Annotated in this window: 20 protein-coding genes, 1 tRNA gene and 1 pseudogene; 7 read left to right on the top strand and 15 right to left on the bottom strand. The window is 25.1% G+C overall.

The annotated features are described in order from the left end of the window. Positions 1 to 265: 265 nt before the first annotated feature. From L8V85_RS07865 to L8V85_RS07875, 3 genes and pseudogenes are all read right to left on the bottom strand, one after another. Positions 266 to 1,132 (bottom strand): hypothetical protein, encoded by an 867-nt coding sequence (locus tag L8V85_RS07865; RefSeq protein WP_263737792.1) that lies wholly within the window; start codon positions 1,130 to 1,132, stop codon positions 266 to 268. A 517-nt stretch (positions 1,133 to 1,649) separates the two neighbouring features. Continuing rightward, positions 1,650 to 1,733: pseudogene (locus L8V85_RS07870) on the bottom strand (type II toxin-antitoxin system RelE/ParE family toxin); the annotation flags it as partial. 466 nt (positions 1,734 to 2,199) lie between these two features. Further along, a complete protein-coding gene (locus tag L8V85_RS07875) occupies positions 2,200 to 2,580 on the bottom strand; it encodes a hypothetical protein (protein WP_263737793.1) in 381 nt (126 codons plus the stop codon). A gap of 154 nt (positions 2,581 to 2,734) precedes the next feature. Between L8V85_RS07875 and L8V85_RS07880 the strand changes: the two genes are divergently transcribed. After that, positions 2,735 to 2,938: a hypothetical protein gene (locus L8V85_RS07880; RefSeq protein WP_039642399.1), complete on the top strand. Its 204-nt coding sequence runs from the start codon at positions 2,735 to 2,737 to the stop codon at positions 2,936 to 2,938. 945 nt (positions 2,939 to 3,883) lie between these two features. Here the strand turns inward: L8V85_RS07880 and L8V85_RS07885 are convergent. The 8 genes from L8V85_RS07885 to L8V85_RS07920 all read right to left on the bottom strand — a co-directional run bounded on the left by L8V85_RS07885 (position 3,884) and on the right by L8V85_RS07920 (position 9,741). Then, a complete protein-coding gene (locus tag L8V85_RS07885; protein ID WP_263737794.1) occupies positions 3,884 to 5,029 on the bottom strand; it encodes an AAA family ATPase in 1,146 nt (381 codons plus the stop codon). Beyond that, on the bottom strand, positions 5,022 to 6,146 hold the full coding sequence (locus L8V85_RS07890) for a hypothetical protein (RefSeq protein ID WP_263737795.1): 1,125 nt from the start codon (positions 6,144 to 6,146) through the stop codon (positions 5,022 to 5,024). The genes L8V85_RS07885 and L8V85_RS07890 overlap by 8 nt, the downstream gene beginning before the upstream one ends. A gap of 10 nt (positions 6,147 to 6,156) precedes the next feature. Further along, the gene (locus L8V85_RS07895) at positions 6,157 to 6,342 is read right to left on the bottom strand and encodes a helix-turn-helix domain-containing protein (RefSeq protein ID WP_263737796.1); all 186 of its coding nucleotides are present in this window, start codon (positions 6,340 to 6,342) and stop codon (positions 6,157 to 6,159) included. Positions 6,343 to 6,788: 446 nt separating this feature from the next. Then, positions 6,789 to 7,157 carry a type II toxin-antitoxin system HicB family antitoxin gene (locus L8V85_RS07900; protein WP_214124630.1) on the bottom strand — a complete coding sequence of 123 codons (369 nt, stop codon included), beginning with the start codon at positions 7,155 to 7,157 and terminating at the stop codon, positions 6,789 to 6,791. Then, complete coding sequence (locus L8V85_RS07905) at positions 7,154 to 7,381, bottom strand: type II toxin-antitoxin system HicA family toxin (protein WP_043020258.1); 228 nt, start codon at positions 7,379 to 7,381, stop codon at positions 7,154 to 7,156. Before L8V85_RS07905 ends, L8V85_RS07900 begins: the two co-directional genes overlap by 4 nt. 115 nt (positions 7,382 to 7,496) lie before the next feature. Further along, positions 7,497 to 8,132: a hypothetical protein gene (locus L8V85_RS07910; RefSeq protein ID WP_039642408.1), complete on the bottom strand. Its 636-nt coding sequence runs from the start codon at positions 8,130 to 8,132 to the stop codon at positions 7,497 to 7,499. Continuing rightward, positions 8,133 to 9,269, bottom strand: a complete 1,137-nt coding sequence (locus L8V85_RS07915; RefSeq protein WP_257927848.1) for a tyrosine-type recombinase/integrase — start codon at positions 9,267 to 9,269, stop codon at positions 8,133 to 8,135. Between the two features lie 295 nt (positions 9,270 to 9,564). Continuing rightward, positions 9,565 to 9,741, bottom strand: a tRNA-Leu gene (locus tag L8V85_RS07920). 107 nt (positions 9,742 to 9,848) lie between these two features. Between L8V85_RS07920 and L8V85_RS07925 the strand changes: the two genes are divergently transcribed. Beyond that, the gene (locus L8V85_RS07925) at positions 9,849 to 10,979 is read left to right on the top strand and encodes a tyrosine-type recombinase/integrase (RefSeq protein WP_144623897.1); all 1,131 of its coding nucleotides are present in this window, start codon (positions 9,849 to 9,851) and stop codon (positions 10,977 to 10,979) included. 45 nt (positions 10,980 to 11,024) lie between these two features. On the opposite strand, the gene L8V85_RS07930 is transcribed toward L8V85_RS07925, so the two are convergent. Both L8V85_RS07930 and L8V85_RS07935 read right to left on the bottom strand, forming a co-directional pair. Further along, positions 11,025 to 11,303 carry a helix-turn-helix domain-containing protein gene (locus tag L8V85_RS07930; RefSeq protein ID WP_167333027.1) on the bottom strand — a complete coding sequence of 93 codons (279 nt, stop codon included), beginning with the start codon at positions 11,301 to 11,303 and terminating at the stop codon, positions 11,025 to 11,027. Beyond that, a complete protein-coding gene (locus L8V85_RS07935) occupies positions 11,303 to 12,226 on the bottom strand; it encodes an AAA domain protein (protein WP_043019841.1) in 924 nt (307 codons plus the stop codon). The genes L8V85_RS07930 and L8V85_RS07935 overlap by 1 nt, the downstream gene beginning before the upstream one ends. A 116-nt stretch (positions 12,227 to 12,342) precedes the next feature. Here L8V85_RS07935 and L8V85_RS07940 point away from each other — a divergent pair, with 116 nt between their 5' ends. The 5 genes from L8V85_RS07940 (at position 12,343) to L8V85_RS07960 (ending at position 14,560) form a co-directional block, all read left to right on the top strand. Then, positions 12,343 to 13,035 carry a helix-turn-helix domain-containing protein gene (locus tag L8V85_RS07940; RefSeq protein WP_263657995.1) on the top strand — a complete coding sequence of 231 codons (693 nt, stop codon included), beginning with the start codon at positions 12,343 to 12,345 and terminating at the stop codon, positions 13,033 to 13,035. A gap of 238 nt (positions 13,036 to 13,273) precedes the next feature. Next, positions 13,274 to 13,495 carry a hypothetical protein gene (locus tag L8V85_RS07945; protein WP_263657996.1) on the top strand — a complete coding sequence of 74 codons (222 nt, stop codon included), beginning with the start codon at positions 13,274 to 13,276 and terminating at the stop codon, positions 13,493 to 13,495. Further along, positions 13,485 to 13,754: a type II toxin-antitoxin system YafQ family toxin gene (locus L8V85_RS07950; protein WP_144667570.1), complete on the top strand. Its 270-nt coding sequence runs from the start codon at positions 13,485 to 13,487 to the stop codon at positions 13,752 to 13,754. The genes L8V85_RS07945 and L8V85_RS07950 overlap by 11 nt, the downstream gene beginning before the upstream one ends. A gap of 93 nt (positions 13,755 to 13,847) precedes the next feature. After that, positions 13,848 to 14,177, top strand: a complete 330-nt coding sequence (locus L8V85_RS07955) for a hypothetical protein (protein WP_263657997.1) — start codon at positions 13,848 to 13,850, stop codon at positions 14,175 to 14,177. 215 nt (positions 14,178 to 14,392) lie between these two features. Continuing rightward, positions 14,393 to 14,560 carry a hypothetical protein gene (locus L8V85_RS07960; protein WP_158512111.1) on the top strand — a complete coding sequence of 56 codons (168 nt, stop codon included), beginning with the start codon at positions 14,393 to 14,395 and terminating at the stop codon, positions 14,558 to 14,560. 75 nt (positions 14,561 to 14,635) lie between these two features. On the opposite strand, the gene L8V85_RS07965 is transcribed toward L8V85_RS07960, so the two are convergent. Both L8V85_RS07965 and L8V85_RS07970 read right to left on the bottom strand, forming a co-directional pair. Then, entirely contained in the window at positions 14,636 to 15,073 is a 438-nt protein-coding gene (locus L8V85_RS07965; protein WP_263737797.1) for a hypothetical protein, read from the bottom strand. Positions 15,074 to 15,187: 114 nt separating this feature from the next. Further along, positions 15,188 to 15,550: a recombinase RecT gene (locus L8V85_RS07970; RefSeq protein WP_412175254.1), complete on the bottom strand. Its 363-nt coding sequence runs from the start codon at positions 15,548 to 15,550 to the stop codon at positions 15,188 to 15,190. Positions 15,551 to 16,283 lie beyond the last annotated feature (733 nt).

Genomic DNA, 16,283 nt, shown 5'->3' on the forward strand with positions numbered 1-16,283 from the left:
ATTAATTGATAGATTTACATTATTAAGGTAAATCTCTGGCTCAATCGATCACTTATTTAGATTTCAAAGATTGACTATAAGATTTGATTAACAATATTAATAATTTAAAGAACAAATATAAAAAATTAAGATAAAAATCTTAAGTTTTTTAAGTCCCTTTTATTTGAAAAGGAAATGAAATTATAGCAGTAAAAGCTTAAAGTTTTATTAAATTGGGATAGAGAGTTAAATTTTAGTAAAACACAAAACAAGTGATACTATAACTTTAACCAAGTAATTCCATAGCGTCTTTGTATGCACTAACTAACGAAGCTAAAGTAACAAAACCACCGATAATCAAAAAAATCATTTCGATTTTTTTTCTTTTATTCTCTTTTATTTTTTCCTTTTTATCTTCTTCTTGATTTTGTTCAATATGTAAAATATCAACAAGATTTTCTATCTGGATTTTAAGTTCTTGATGTTGCTCTAAAATATTGTAATATTGAAATATAATTTTCCATATTGCATGTTTTTGTTGGTAGTTATAGTGCACTGGATTACTAAAAAAATACTTTAGATTAAAAACATAAAAATCTTTTTTAATATCAATAACATCATGATAATTTTCTTTATCTATAATGCTTGAAGTTAAATTCAAATAATACTCCATTTTCTCACGATAAGCCAAAGAAAGCGCAAACATAGTCATTGTATCGTTAAATTTACTTTCACAATTATTAAATCTAGCCTGAAACAAAAAGTCTTTTTCTGAAAACACAACTTTAATATCTGGATTATCATAACAATTTGATTTATCTATTTTTAATGTAGAACTACCTCTTAATAGTTGCGATATTTTACCATCATTCATGTTTTCATCAGTATATACAACTATATGATCTATCACACCTTTTTTAAATTGACAATACTCTTGACTTACAGAGACTCCATCTTTTATACATATAATACATATATCAAAAATTTTATATATTAATATTGTATCTTTGGCATACTTTTGATCTTCTATATTGGTATAAATTTCTAAATTTTGAGCCAAAAAGGTATGAAAAAAATCTTTTGTTCTTGTATCTTTTTTAAATTTATCCTTGCAAAAATTTTCGATAATTTTAACTTGATATGTATTTATCATGACATCTTCCTATTTTATAATATTATAAATTTAACTTATTGTTATAAATACGATTAAGATGAATTGTAAAACTTTAAATGCTTAAAAGAATTTTAAAATAGTGGTGCGGATAAAAGGACTTGAAATATATAACTAAAAATAAACATCTATAATTACAATATTTTTATAATAGTTACCTTTTGTAAGTTACCTTTTTTATGCAACCATATTAATCTTTATTTCTTATAAAACTTAAATAGTTTTTGAAAATTACACTTTTCAAACTTTTTTATATTTATATAAGCACCAAAGCCTTATTTTGCAATATTCTAACAAAATATCTTTTAAGTCTTTTTGAAGTATTTTAAGTTTATTTAGCTTAAATATAATGTTTCACGGATTTTTGGTTTAAGTTTTCTTGCTTTTTTAAGCATTTTTGGTTTGAAACTTAAATGTGTTTTTTTCTAAAGCTTAAAAGTAATTTTTAAAAGTTTGGTAGGTTTTCTTTCTAAATACCTAAGATAATAATTAAATCTTTTTATTTATCTATTTTGTAAGGTATTACATAGCCTTTAAAAATAAAATCTCTTTCTCTTTCATCATTAAAGGCTAAAGACTTTCTAGGATTTGCACTATATCCACTAACTAAAATTAGCACTTCTCTTTTTGGCAAGCGGTAACACTTGTAAGACTGCTTATTTTGTGGGTTTTGATAAGTGTCTCCAAATTTAGATATACCCCCTTCAACCACTTTTAGTTATTATAACTCATTTTATTTTATATGCCTTTAAAAGAAAGCTATTTAATTTTAAATACCTTGACAAAGCTATACAGTTTTTTTAACACCTAGATTAAACTTAGGGGTTTAATGTTGATAAGGAAGTATTTAACTTACACCCTTTTATATTTAAAGGTTAAAAGATGACCTAATTAATAGTTAGCTCATCAGCAAAATGCCCTTTTTATCGTATTCTTATCGTATAACATTTTCTTAAATATTGCTTAATACAATGTAGTTTTTTGGATATTTTAAAGCTTGTTTATAGTGTAGTAGTGTAGATATTATCTGCATCATAAGATGTATGAGTTTAACTCACACACCTTTTATTTTTATCTTCTTCCAACATTTCTCTTAATATTTTTTCTTCTTGCGTTTGGTGTATTTTCTCAAGCTCTTCAAAACTAAACTCTTTGCCTAGCTCATCTTTTACAATACCTTTATAAGTGCTTTCACGCTGACTTACATTATAAAGACAATTATCTTGCTCGATTGTAATATCTTTTATATTATCAAGCATTGCCATAATCATATCTTTTATATCGCAAATACTTGCCTCATTATCAAACATTACACAAGACTTAACATCGCCTTTATTATCTAAATCACTCAAAAACACATCTAAAAAGTATTTAAGCCCATTTATCTTGCCATCTAAACAACTCATTCTACAATAACTTACATTTTCCATTTTTATCCTTTTGTATTGCTTCAAATTAATTATTTATGAAATTTTACATTAAATATTATTAATTATAACTTAATTAATACACTTTTTATTATTTAAAGTTAATAAAAGATTATTTAATTATAATAAATAATTATTTTATATAGAAAGGTTAAAAATGGAAGTGGGCGAATTTGAAAAACTTCTAAAACAAGCAGGATTAACTAAAAAAGAGTTTGCAAAACTAACTAATATGAACTATAACAGCGTTGTGAATTGGGGTACTAAAAATACATATGCGAAGTGGGTAGAACCTTTTTTAAACTATTACATCAAAGCAAAAAAATATGATGAATTAACACAAGCTTTAAAAGGTAACTAATAAACAAAAATAAAGGTTAAATTATGACTAATATAGAATTTGAGAGTATTTTAAAAAATACAACCTAACTAAAAAAGAGTTTGCCTCTCTTTGTGACTTACCTTACCAAACACTTATGAATTGGAAGCAAAACGACAAAACGCTCTCTTGGGTTAAATCTTGGCTTGAAAACTACATCAAAGCACAAAAATACAATAAAATCAAAGACTTAATAAAAGATGATATGTAAGAATTGTAAAAATGATAAATATTTTTTATAATTAAAAACTAGCAAGGTATAAAAATATTCTGTGAAACATTTTATAAGCACTTCTTATTATAAAGCAATTATAATCAATTATAAAAACAGCATTTATAATTGGTGTAAATACCTATATAATAGGGCTTTGCTTCTACTTTTCATAACAATAGCATTTATAATTGATATAAAAGCCTATTTTACCATAGTTTGAAGCTATGATTTTTATCAATTATAAATCTTTTTTATTTGTGTCTATATTTCACACATTTTTACTGAAAAACATATCTTTTGCTAGGGACTTAGATATTTTATTTATAATTGAGCCTTTTAAGTGCTTTAAATACCTATATAATAGTGCTTTACTTCAATTATAATAGCTATTTTAGAAAAAATGCTTATAAGCTATTATTTTATAGGGCTTTAATCAATTATAATAGCCTTTTTTATAATTGATTATAATTGAATTATAATTGAAAAAAATGTTTCACAAAAAAAAGAATACAATTGTAATTAAAAAATAATATTTTTTTATTAAAAACAATAAGAATATAAAAGTATAAAATATGTTAAATCAATCAAATCTGTTTTAAACGATTTTTGTTTTTTATTTTATATTAGTAAAAATACTTTTCGCATTTAAGGGATATTTTTGTTAATCAAAGCTACATAGGTTAAACCTACATAGCTTAAAAAACTAAGTAGCTTTATTCAGTAAATAAAGTTTGTGTAGCGTTTATTTCTATGCCATTAATGATAGTTTTGTTCTCTTTTAAAGGCATATAGTATTTTAATGCTTTTCCGCCCGTGCTTCTTGATTTTTCTAAGATTTCATAATATAGCATTTTCCCATTTTCTAGCTTTTTAATGGCATAAGTATCAGTCTTTGCTTTTCCTAAAAGTTCTAACAAATCCCCTTGCAAAATCTCCCCTCTTTGCTCTATGATTTTCTGAGCCTTTAAAAGAAAGTTTGTATCAGCTTCATTTGCAAGCTTTTCTACTTTTAAATCAAGAGTTTTTAGGTCTATATCTATTTTTAGAGGATGAGGTAGAAAGTTCCTTGCTTTTTTGGTTTTTAACTCCATATCTAGCCTTAAACCATCATTATTGCTTGTTTGTATTATAAAAAGATTATCAGTAGCATTTGCAAAATTAACTCCGCCTATAAAATCATTTTCTACACTTTTTCCTTTATGATGAATAAATAAAAAAGTTCCACCGCTTTTATAGCTTATTTTTTTGATTATCTTCATAAACTCAGCTACTTTTTTATTATCATTCATATCGCCTTTAAAAAAATTAAAAAGACTATCAAAAACAACAAAACAATCAGATAAACTGCCTTTTTGTGCTAAAGGTTCCAAATACCTTTTAACAATAAAATCAAAATCTACATCTATTTCATCATCTCCATACTCCAAAGAATTGCTAGTTTGTATATAATTAAAATCTGCATAATCTAAAAAACAACACCCTTTTATTTGCATTGTTTCTTTAATCCTGCTTTTAATGGTTATTTTGCTATTATCTCCATCAAAATAAACAATCTTTTTAACCTTATCAAACTCCAATAAATACTTACAAATAGCAAGACTTAAAAATGTTTTTCCTTTATTGGCTTCACTAATTAAAAAACTAATGCTACCTTTATCTAAAAAATTATCTATCAAAGATATAAAATCAACATTAGTTAAGTCTTTATTTCTTATAACCCATATTGTTAAATCTATAAAATCAGCATTTTTAATATTTTGTGGTAAAATACTATTCGGACTACTTGTTATTTTTTTAATATCTTTAAAAGCATCAAAGTTGAGTTTTGCATCTTGACTTTGACTTTTAAATCTATCCATTTTTATTCCTTTCTAAAAAGCTTAAGCCTTTCATAAAATAACTTTTAAAATACTTTTGTGCAAAAGCCAAAAAGGTATTTACACCCTTTCTGTCTTTCTCATAATCTTTTTTTAATTCTTTCATTAAATAAACTATAAAATCCACAAAATCAGCATTTTTATACTCATCATAATTAAGAACAGAAAAACTATTTAACACACTTGGTTTTAACTTTGCTAACTCTTTTAAAAGACCTAAATTGGCATTAAAACTACTTTCATCGTTCTCAATAATAAAATACAAAAACTTTTCATCTATGAAGCTCAAAAGTTCATTTATTTGCTCGTGTGTTTGTATATATTTCATCGTGCTATCGCTTTGAAAGCAAATCGCATTTATACCTAAAAGCTCACTGATGATTATTTCTTTTATGCCACTAAATATAAAGCAACAATCTTTTAGCAATCCATTTTCTTTAGCTTTTACAAACTTTATAAACTTAGCATTGCTTCCTTTTAGTTTAAACCATTTTATTGTCTTATCTTTGACTATTTTTTCTTTTATAGCTATGCTCTTAATCTCGCCTTTATCTCTTAAGATAAGTGCTAAGCTTTTGTCGTTTTTAGAAAATCCAAAGTATTCATTTATGATATTTTCAAACTCATTTATTTTTACAAAATCTAATATTTTGCATAAATCCATAAAAAGCCTAAAATTATCAAAAAAGGTTTTATCTAATAATTCATTTCTCAAAATATCATCATAGTATAAGTTATAATCAGCCTGTAAAGAATAGGCCATATTTTTTAAATAGCTATCATCTTTTGCAACTTCTTTTATAGGTTTAAAGCTATCCACCTTTTGCGTTGGTAATTTATGAAAATCAACAAAGACCCCTAAAGCTTCTTTTGTGCTAACATTTTCTTTAAAAACTATAAAATCAATCACATCTCCACTAAAACTGCCGTTAAAATCAGTTATTAAGCTTGTGTTTGGTTTGATTTTAAGACTTGTGTTGTATTTTTCATTACCACTTCTATCAAAACTTAACCCATAGCGGTATAGTAAGAAGTTGGTTACAAAATGGTAATTTTTTGTATATGATTTTACCTCATCATTAAAAAGGCTTACACTCATTATAAAGCCTTTAATTCATAGTGTGACTTCTAAACCACTCATCAAGTCTAGCTTTATCATAAAATACTTTTTTACCTATTTTAATATAAGGAATTTTGTTTTGCATTCTATATTTGTTTTGTGTTTCTTTGCTTAGATTATAAAGCGTAACTACCTCTTGTATAGTTAAAAAATCTTTGTTTGCATTGTTTTCCATTTTCTATCCTTTTAAAATTACTTATGGAGTTCATAAAGCCTTTAAAAGAAATAGATAAGTTAAATTACAATACAATTCTTTTAAGGGCTTCAACTAAAGCTCTTATAATGAAATTGTGCGTTTTAACCCAGTCGCCAAACAAAATTAAAACGCACTTACTTGAAAGCCTTTTGAAGCTTTTCAAATTCCATTAAATTAAAAAAATATTCTTTTGAATATTTACGAAGTATTCTAGCAGTTTTCAAAGTATTTTGCCTTAATGCAAATTTATTACCATTTGTAACTATTTTTGGTTTCTTAGGTTTCTTTTGTTTCGTTATATTTCTTTTATTTCGCCTTTTTTTATAAGAAACAATTTTAAACTTAAATTACTAGCGATATTTTTCTAAAAAGTAACAAAAATTTTATTCATATTTTCTGTTTTTTTTCATAATAAGCTAATATCTTTAAAGGTTTTTAATATATGCCTTAGCAGAAATAGCTAAAAAAGCACTGCGTGATAAGCCCATTTTCTTAGAATAAAAATCTATCTCATCTATAAGACTATTTTTTAAAGTGATAGCTAGGTTCTTACTTTTATCATTTTGCATAGGTTCAGGTATAAACTCGTTTTTTTCTAAAGCTTCTTCTAAATAACAAGCAAAAGCATTTTTTAAATCTTCTATTGCTTCATTTGGTGTTTTACCATCTCCTGCCATTAAAACAAGTTTATTTAGCTCTTTATCATCAAATTGTGCAAAGTAATCTCCATCTTCAAGTCTTACTAAATTAATCTTATAAGGTAAGTTCAAATAATAATTTATATCTTTTTTCATTTTTCCCCCTTTAAGTGCTTTAGTATTTGCTTTACATAAATTTCTTTTATAGGTTTATGCAAAGGCACAATAATACTTTTTCCATTTTTCTTAAACTTATGATGACTTCCCTTAATGCTAACAAGTTTATAACCATACCAACTTAAAAGCTTTTCTATATTGGCAAAACTTGCGTTTTTAGGGTTATTTTCTAATTCTTTAATTAACTTTTCTTTATTACTCATATATGTATTATATATATAATTATCTTAAAGCATTTTAAAGTCTTATAAGGTATTTTATATTTTATTAAGTATTTGTGTTTTATAATTTTTTTACATTCAAAGGGGGGCTCAACCCCTACTTAATATAATCTAACAAATCTTTATTTATTCCACAAATTAAATCATTCAAAAAATCTTCTATTTTATCAGGCATTAGACCTATATTTGTTCCTTTTTCTTTTGTGCTTATGCGGGGATATAGTTTATTATTATTTTCTCTAAGCTTTAAAAGATTTTCAAAATGACAAGCTCTATTTCTTAGAGTATGTAACAAGTTTAAAACAATATTAACCTTATCTATATTATCAAAACCCTGTTTTGTGTTTTTATAAATAAAAAAGTTTCTATTGCTAGGACTATACTTTCTAAAATCAAAAGTCTTTAACTCTAAAATCTTGTTTTGCACCTTATAAGATACGATTAATTTAGCTACCACACCTAAGCTAAGGCGTGACAATATTTGATGAGGTTCTAAACTTTCTTTGTCTTTAAACTCATTTATTTTTGCCAGTAAAAAAGGATTATCGCTTATTTTTATCCACTCTTTGCATTTAAAGCTTAGTTCATAATCTAACGCATTTCTTATATAAATCTCAAGTATAGCTATTTTAGGAATTATCTTAGATATTAATTTTAAGTTCTCAAAATGCTCGTTTATATCTTTGTAATACTCTAATCTTTGTTTTGAAAAGATAAACTCTAAATCTTGCATTTACTCTTCTTGTAATTTCTTTAAAGCCTCGTTAGCTTTTTGACTTGCCTTAAGTGTATCATTAGTTGCATAAATGTTTATAGTGCTTAAGTCTCTATGCCCCAAAGTCCCGCTAATTACAGCAGGATTAACTCCATTTTGTATTAGCAAAGTAGCTTTTATATGCCTTGAAAAATGAGGCGTCCATTCTCTTACACCGCTAAGCTCTCTTATTTTAATTTCTTGTCTTGCTAAGTTTGATATTTTTTTACCACTAACACTAGAAACAAAGACTAAGCCTTTATCTTGTTTAACCTCATCTTTTAAAGCTTTTAAAGCCTTATAACACTCATCATCTAAGGCATACTCTTGTGCTTCGCCGTTTTTTGTTTTTGGTAAAAATATAGTTTTTCTTTCTAAATCTACATTTTGCCAAAGAAGACTTAAAACCTCATCCCTACGCCTACCACTATGTATAAGTAAAAACAAAGCTCTATAAAGTGAATTGTCTTTGTATAGTTCTAAAATAGCATTTAAAATAGCTTCATATTTGCCTTTAGGGTTGGTAACAAGCTTTTTATTTTGCACCTTATCAAGTTTTAAACCTAGAGTAACATTTTCATTAATCCATTTGTTTTTTATAGCATACTTAATCATAGGGTTTAAAACTTCTTTAATGGCTCTATTATATGTTTTTGGTTCTAATCCCTTATTTTTCATATCATTATAAAACTCTTGCACCTTATAAAGCGTAAGTTCATCTAAATGTATATTTCCTAAAGGTTCTAAAATATGATTATTAAAAATGCTTATTAAGTTTCTAATGTGACCTTTGTGTTGCTCGTTTAAATCTTTAATATTATAATTAGCTTTTATAAAGACTTCAAAAAGGTTTTTTATTAAAATACTAGAGTTTAAAGTATAAGTGGCACTAAAAAGCTTTTTAAACTCGTTTTCATATTCTTTAGCTCTTGCAAGTGCTATTCTTATATATTCGTTTTCATTCCAAGTAGGGCGTAAGGGGATAGTGAAAGCGTGTTGTTTTTCTTTACCGCCGTTTTGCATTCTAAATAAAAAGGCGTTGATTTTATTTTTGTGTCTTTTTAGATGTGTTCCTTTTCCTATGGATATATTATAATCCTTTCTATCAATCGCCATTTTTAACCTTGTATTTTTGCTGTATTATAGCGTATTTAAAAGCCCTATAAACTTAATTAAATTATTATAGGTTACCTTTGCTTTAAGGTTAAAGCCAAAATTGACCTTTTTTACCGCAAAACTTAAATGAATGAAAAGGACGATTTTTTAACTATCCTTTCATCCGGTTACTTTAAAAAGTTACCTGCTAAAAGGTTACCTTTTTGAAATAACTCGAAATGATACAATAGGACTTCAAAGACTTCAGCGTAATTTAAGTATAATTGCTCAAACTATGGTAAAATAGGGTTTTGAGTGGTGCGGATGAAAGGACTTGAACCTTCACGCATTGCTGCACCAGATCCTAAGCCTAATGCGTTTTGTTATCATTTTTTATCAAAGTATTGAAAAATAGGCGTTTTATTATTTAAGTTTATCTTAAAAATAGTATTATTTTATACCATTTTGAGAAAAAAACCGCTACCAAAACCGCTACCACTAAAATCCATTTGAGATACTATTTTTAGTATATTTTTAATTTTATATTATGTAAAAAATAATAAAATTTTCTGCGTAAATTAAAAGCAAAAAAGGAATATCTTGAAAAATCTAGTAAAAATAAAAGAATATAAGGGTATATATTTTATAGACAAAGATAAGAAATTGGAGGATATAAAAGAAATTAGCTTAGTAGAATTGCAAAGAAGATTAACTATACCATACGAATTAGCTATAAGATATTATGAAGGGAAAAAATCAAGTTATGAGATATTTCCTATTTTAAATAACACCCAGACCCTTAAAAAGAATTGTGAGTTAATTGCCTTACAAAGAATTAATGGAAAATTTGCAAAGAAATTTAAAATTAAAGAACCTAAACTAAATGAAGTGTTTGAAGAATGGATTAGTATGCGAAAAAATACTATTTCTAAAAAACATTATGAGGTAACTATATTTTCATATAATGCACATATAAAAGATGTTATAGGAAACATCAAAATAAAACAAGTCAAATTAAAAGATATGCAAAATATTGTCAATAAAATGATTGATCAAGGCAAATCTCCAAGAACAACAAAAACAATAAAAGATATACTTTCTCCAGTATTTGAATTTGCTATTAAAAATGATTATATAGAAAAAAATATAGCAAGAGAAATAGAGATACAAAAATTTGATAACAAAAGATATTTTACTATTGATGATGAGGATAGAAATGCTCTTTATAAAGCTATTATAAATTATGAAAATTTAATGATAAGAGCTATGTTTATATTTCTTTTACATGGAAGAAGAAAAAGTGAAGTTCTTACATTAAAATGGGACAATATTGACTTTGCTAATAAAATTTATTTTTTACCTTCAAGCCAAAACAAATCAAGGAAAAACTTACAATTTCCGTTAAGTTCTTTACAAATAGAAGCTTTAAAAAGCATTGGAGTAAAAAATAAAGGATATATTTTTATTAAAGAAGATGGAAACCCTTATAAAGATATAAGATGGCATTGGGATAAAATAAATCAAAAATTAAAAACTCCTATTAGATTGCATGACTTAAGACATTTAATAGGATATATAGGTATTAATATGGGTATATCTTTAGAAGCTATTGGAGAAACATTAGGACATTCAAGCATAGGAGTTACAAAAAGATATGCAAATATTAAAAATGAAACTATTAATAATACTTTAAATGCTATTTTTAGTAATTTTAAAACTGAAAAACACTAATTTACAATGGTTTTTTAGGTTTTTCGGTTTTTTGGTTAAGTGTGATTAAAATTTTAAACTATTTTTAGAGCTATTAAGTTTTAAATATTCATCAAGATCATCTTTTTTAAAAACAAGTTTTTTGCCAATTTTACAAAAAGGAACTTTTCCTAAATTACAATCCTTGTAAAGTTTTGAAGTGCTTATTTTTAAATAATTTGAAGCCTGTTGTACATTTAAATTTTCATCAGTTTTATTCTTGATTAATTCATTTTCTTTTAAAATCTTTTTAAAAATATCTTCAAGATCACTAGCTTTACAAATCACTATATTATCCATATCCATTATTTTTCCTCATTTTTTAAGTAATAATAAATCGAATTGTTATCAAAACGATCTTTGAGCATGCACCATTTTCCTTTTTTTGCATATTCTTGCAAAAGTTTTCTTGCCTTTTCACGACCGACATATCTTTTGCAATTTCTTAAGACTAGGTTGATTAATTCATTTTGCTTAAAACGACCCATCTTTAAAATCTCTAAAACAGTTTTTATAAACTCTATCTCATAAGAACTCATCTCAACACTGTCAAATTCCATTCTTTCTAAATTGCTAAAATTTAAAACTTTGAATGCTATTTTTTCAAGTATAAATCTTCCAAGTTTTTCTGGTCTTAACAAAATAGAATTCATCTCTTCAGTGTATTCACATCTATAGCTAAAATCAGCATAATCAACAATTTGATGACTATCAGAAAAAACTCCGCTTTTATTTAAATGGTGAATAAAAAGCACAGTCCCGCCTTTTTTTCGAATTATTTTCTCTTTTGAAAATAAATAATTTGGATCAATAAATCTTCCTATTTTTCTAGTGACACAATTTAAAGAGTCAACAATTATAAATACATTAAATTTCTCTTGAATTTTTATTATTTCATCGCATATGTTTTCAAAATATATGAATTTTTTATCAGAGCATGTTAAATCTATTACAAAAAAACGGTTGGTAAAATTTTCAAGAAGATTTGCGAAACCATATTTTTTTAAACTCGAAAGTCCCATATCTGCATTTATATAAAACACTCTAATTTCATTATCTTTCTTTAAAATTTCCTTGCAAAAATACAAACAAACACTTGTCTTTCCGCTACCACTACTACCATAAAGCAAACCCAAAGATTCTTTCGGTATCAAATCTTTTAAGAGCCATGATTCTTGACAAGATTGAAAATTTTCCAATTTCAATGAAAATTTTTTTATGTTTTCCATATTATAATCCTTTTTTAGAATTATAAATTCTTTAATTTAAAATAATATAAATTTTTATTTTATTTTTAACAAAAATATTTTAATATTTTAATAATTTTATATAGGATAATTCTATTATGATAAAAGAAAATATTAAGTTTTTAAGAAAACAACGCAAATTAACACAACAAGAGTTGGGCAAAATTTTAAATGTAGGACAAAAAACAGTAAGTATGTGGGAAAAAGGAAATAACAATATTACACTTCCTACAATATTAAAAATATGTGAGCATTTTCAAATTAGTCCAAATGAGCTACTAGCAAATAATTTAGCGGATATGGAATTACATAGAAATCTTAGAAATTACAATAGACTTACACATGAATTACAGCTAAAAAATGGCTTAAATGATTTTTTAAAATCAAACATTGTAAATATGCAACTTCAAAAAATATCTAAACATATTCGTTCTCTCAAAGGTGTAGGATTTATAGAGAAATTAAGTGAAAGCTGGAGTGGAAACGGAGAGAAAATGCTTTTAATTCTTCTTTTGTTTATCAAACACTTAAACAAGATAGAATTAAGCCACACAACAATGAGTAAAAAAGATTTTATAAACATGTTAAAGAAATTCAAAATTTCTTTAAAAAATATCAAATTATACTCTTTAATTTTAAGTGAAAAAGACAAAATAAATACTATAGAGTGGGTAGAAAACAACTTAGACGAGATCGATGTAAATGCTTTATTTATTGATTTAAGAAAAGATGTTGAAAAAATAATTATAAATGAGCTTAATTCGTTTAATTATTTAATTTTTAAGGATTAAAACAGATAATATTTGCTGGTTGTTATTTACCAGCTAAAATTTTGCAACAGAATATGAAGTCATTCTGACAAAGATTTGTTAGTTTTTAAAATAACCGTTTTTGCTATTCTTTAATTCTTTATATTGTATTTTGATTGTTTTATTTATGTAATTTTACATAAATAAAAAGTTTTTCAAATTTACAACAAAATCCTTTATGCTATAATAAAAAAATAAAATTATATAAGAAAGGATATAAATGGCTATAAAAATTGAAATTAGCGGATTTGATAAGGATTTTTTGCCTGTTTTTGAGAGTTTGGCTAAAAGCTTAAGAGCTACTTATTGTTTGTTAGAATATGATATCCCAGATGAGAATAAACAAAGTTCTATGAAAAAATCTTTAGAAGAAATGAAAAATGGAGAATATGAAACTTTTAAAAACTTTGATGAGTATAAAAGGGCTATGCGTGAAATATGAAATTAGAGTTTTAAAAGAATACAAGAAAAATTACAAGAAGCTAACACTAAAAGAAAAAGATTTAGTAGATGAAATAGTTTATCGCTTATCTAACAATGAAACTCTTGAAAGAAAATACAAAGATCATAAACTAAAAGGTGAATTTAAAGATCTTAGAGAGTGTCATGTAAAACCTGATTTGCTCTTAATTTATCAAAAACAAGATGATAAGCTTATTTTAACCTGTATTAATATAGGTTCTCATAGTGAGTTGTTTTAAATAATTGAAGTTAAATTAATCAAGTTAATAAAAATCCATAACTATACATTAAGTCACTTATATCACTATAAAAATAAAAAAAAGGAAAACACTATGGAAAAACTATCCCAAGAAGAAATACAAAAAGCTATGAGAGAATGTGTAGTAAGTTCTTATACTTATGATCCAGCTAATCCTAACGGTTATTCTCAAGATTTATTTGATGTAGAAAATGAAGTTTTTGCTAAAGATTATGAGTTTATAGAAAAATGTGGTTTAGATGATATAGTAAAACACAAAGAAAGTGGTTGTGTTTTTAAAGTTTTTTACAAACAAGATCACAAAGTTAGACTTCTTAGAGTTAGCAATATGCAAGCAATGAATAGTTTTGAAAGCTATAGGGGTATAATGGCAAAAATAATAGGTTTTAAACCAGAAGATTAAGAGTGATAAAAGCAAACAGTTTTTAAGAAGTTTAGTGAATTTTTAGAAGAATATCATATTTTTCCTATAAATTCTAATATTAGGAAAAGAGATATCTAAAAAATTTTATCTCATCTAATGATAATATAATTAATAATATAGCAAATATAGCACTTATTACAAAAGAATATAATAATAAAATCAATAATAAAAATCCAAGCACATATATAAAAGAGTTGCTAAATAAAAAAATACAAGATAATCAACAAGAACAATTTTTTAAAGATTTAGAAACACATTTTATAACAAAAGATATGGTTGAATATTTATGTAATGATGATTTTGAGAATTTTATTATTAGTCGAACAGCTTTAATTTATGATTATATGAAAAACATTACTTAAATTCATAGAATAACTATGTTATCCTAACTATAAAATTGTATATCAACAAGATATAGTAAAAACTTTAAATAATTTTTATTTTAAGTTTTCTAACATAAAATTCATCATAGTCCAAACGCTTGAAAGTATAGTTACTGTAGTTGCTACTGCAGTACCTAAAAGCCAATAAAGTGCTTTTTGCTTAGCGCTAGAAATTTGTTCTGAGAATTCAGTTTTAACTTCAGCTATTTTGGTGTTAATAATTCCTTCTAGTCTTGCAACTTCAGAATAAATTAAACTTTCCAATCTTTTAATCTCTGATTGAAATAAATCTTTACTTACAAGCTCTTGTCTTATTTCTTCTATAGCTTGATTTTTAAGATTTTCAAAATTCAATCTTTGAGTAGTTGCTCTACCGTTAACAAGTTCTTCAAAAGCTTTAATTAATTTTTGTGATTGTTCAGGATTAGAAAAAATACTTTCTAATAAAGCTTTAAAACTTTCATTAAGTATATACTCTTTTTCCTGAGCCATAATATTTCCTTGTATATTTAATCCTTTGTCATTATAACACAATTTGTTATAGGTTATTTATTCTATATATCAAGCTTTTGTATTTAACTTAATTAAGCTGTTTTATATTTTATACTAGATTGTAGGCATTTCCAATGTTTTTTGCACATATTCACTATATGCAACTTCAACTATAAAAGGCTTATTTGTATCAGTTCTATAAACTTCACAAATTGCAACCAAATCTTGAGTGTATTGCCATTGATTATTCACTAATTTTGGATAGTTTTTAATCTCACTATAAGAACGAATACCACCAAATTTTCCGCTTTTGCGAGTAATAGCTAAAAAGCCATCTCTACCCACTAAAGGTTCTATTTTTTCAACCCACACATCTTTACCATTTTTTGTAACTTTTGCTCTACGAGGAACAAAAAATACTTGGCGCAAGAAAGAATCTAGATCATATTTAGTTGCAACACCAAGATAATATTTTATTTCTGTTTTATTACTCCCAACTTATAGAGTGTGTTAAAAGCTAAAGACTAACTTTTTCTTTCATTAATGTATTTATCGTTAAATAATGAGCTACTAAAACCAATGTGCCAAAAATAAGAGTGATAGCACCAAATTAAAATAGCTATATTATAACCATCCATTCTCTCTTATTTTCTTTTAAAAAAAGATCAATCTTTAAGAAAGATCGATAATAGTGCAACTATCGCCCATTTGCAAACCATAAAGACTATTTACAAATAATCCTACGCCAATAGATTCCATGAATCTTAAGATTGTTTCGCAGGTATTTTTATAAATAATGCTTTTTAAAATTTTATTTTATATATTATCTAGCAATAAAAAATAAAAGCTAAAAGATATAAACATGCTTCTAATAATAAAATATCAAAATCAATTATTTTTTATTATTATCGGTTTTTTTATCTTTATCAAAGTCATAAAATGTCACAAATATGGCAACTGTTATTGCAAAGGCTAATACAATATATTGTCCCATTTTATTTCCTTTTTTTGTTATAAAAATTATTAAATTAATATATTATCTAATCAATTTTAAAAATACAATATTATTTTTTAATTATAATATTTCCAAAGATCTAGCTTTTATCAACTTTGTATTATATCCATAATTGCTTTGTTGATATTTTTGATATTTGCGAAATCTACAAATTTCTACTAAGAATAGTTTAAATAATATATTTACAAAAAAAAT

Source organism: Campylobacter sp. IFREMER_LSEM_CL2090, assembly GCF_025771865.1.
Classification (GTDB): Bacteria; Campylobacterota; Campylobacteria; order Campylobacterales; family Campylobacteraceae; genus Campylobacter_D; species Campylobacter_D lari_D.

Excerpts from the sequence above, each read along its gene's own strand:
- L8V85_RS07865 (WP_263737792.1), bottom strand. The coding sequence starts at position 1,132 with ATGATAAATACATATCAAGTTAAAATTATCGAAAATTTTTGCAAGGAT.
- L8V85_RS07875 (WP_263737793.1), bottom strand. The coding sequence starts at position 2,580 with ATGGAAAATGTAAGTTATTGTAGAATGAGTTGTTTAGATGGCAAGATA.
- L8V85_RS07880 (WP_039642399.1), top strand. The coding sequence starts at position 2,735 with ATGGAAGTGGGCGAATTTGAAAAACTTCTAAAACAAGCAGGATTAACT.
- L8V85_RS07885 (WP_263737794.1), bottom strand. The coding sequence starts at position 5,029 with ATGGATAGATTTAAAAGTCAAAGTCAAGATGCAAAACTCAACTTTGAT.
- L8V85_RS07890 (WP_263737795.1), bottom strand. The coding sequence starts at position 6,146 with ATGAGTGTAAGCCTTTTTAATGATGAGGTAAAATCATATACAAAAAAT.
- L8V85_RS07895 (WP_263737796.1), bottom strand. The coding sequence starts at position 6,342 with ATGGAAAACAATGCAAACAAAGATTTTTTAACTATACAAGAGGTAGTT.
- L8V85_RS07900 (WP_214124630.1), bottom strand. The coding sequence starts at position 7,157 with ATGAAAAAAGATATAAATTATTATTTGAACTTACCTTATAAGATTAAT.
- L8V85_RS07905 (WP_043020258.1), bottom strand. The coding sequence starts at position 7,381 with ATGAGTAATAAAGAAAAGTTAATTAAAGAATTAGAAAATAACCCTAAA.
- L8V85_RS07910 (WP_039642408.1), bottom strand. The coding sequence starts at position 8,132 with ATGCAAGATTTAGAGTTTATCTTTTCAAAACAAAGATTAGAGTATTAC.
- L8V85_RS07915 (WP_257927848.1), bottom strand. The coding sequence starts at position 9,269 with ATGGCGATTGATAGAAAGGATTATAATATATCCATAGGAAAAGGAACA.
- L8V85_RS07930 (WP_167333027.1), bottom strand. The coding sequence starts at position 11,303 with ATGGATATGGATAATATAGTGATTTGTAAAGCTAGTGATCTTGAAGAT.
- L8V85_RS07935 (WP_043019841.1), bottom strand. The coding sequence starts at position 12,226 with ATGGAAAACATAAAAAAATTTTCATTGAAATTGGAAAATTTTCAATCT.
- L8V85_RS07940 (WP_263657995.1), top strand. The coding sequence starts at position 12,343 with ATGATAAAAGAAAATATTAAGTTTTTAAGAAAACAACGCAAATTAACA.
- L8V85_RS07945 (WP_263657996.1), top strand. The coding sequence starts at position 13,274 with ATGGCTATAAAAATTGAAATTAGCGGATTTGATAAGGATTTTTTGCCT.
- L8V85_RS07955 (WP_263657997.1), top strand. The coding sequence starts at position 13,848 with ATGGAAAAACTATCCCAAGAAGAAATACAAAAAGCTATGAGAGAATGT.
- L8V85_RS07965 (WP_263737797.1), bottom strand. The coding sequence starts at position 15,073 with ATGGCTCAGGAAAAAGAGTATATACTTAATGAAAGTTTTAAAGCTTTA.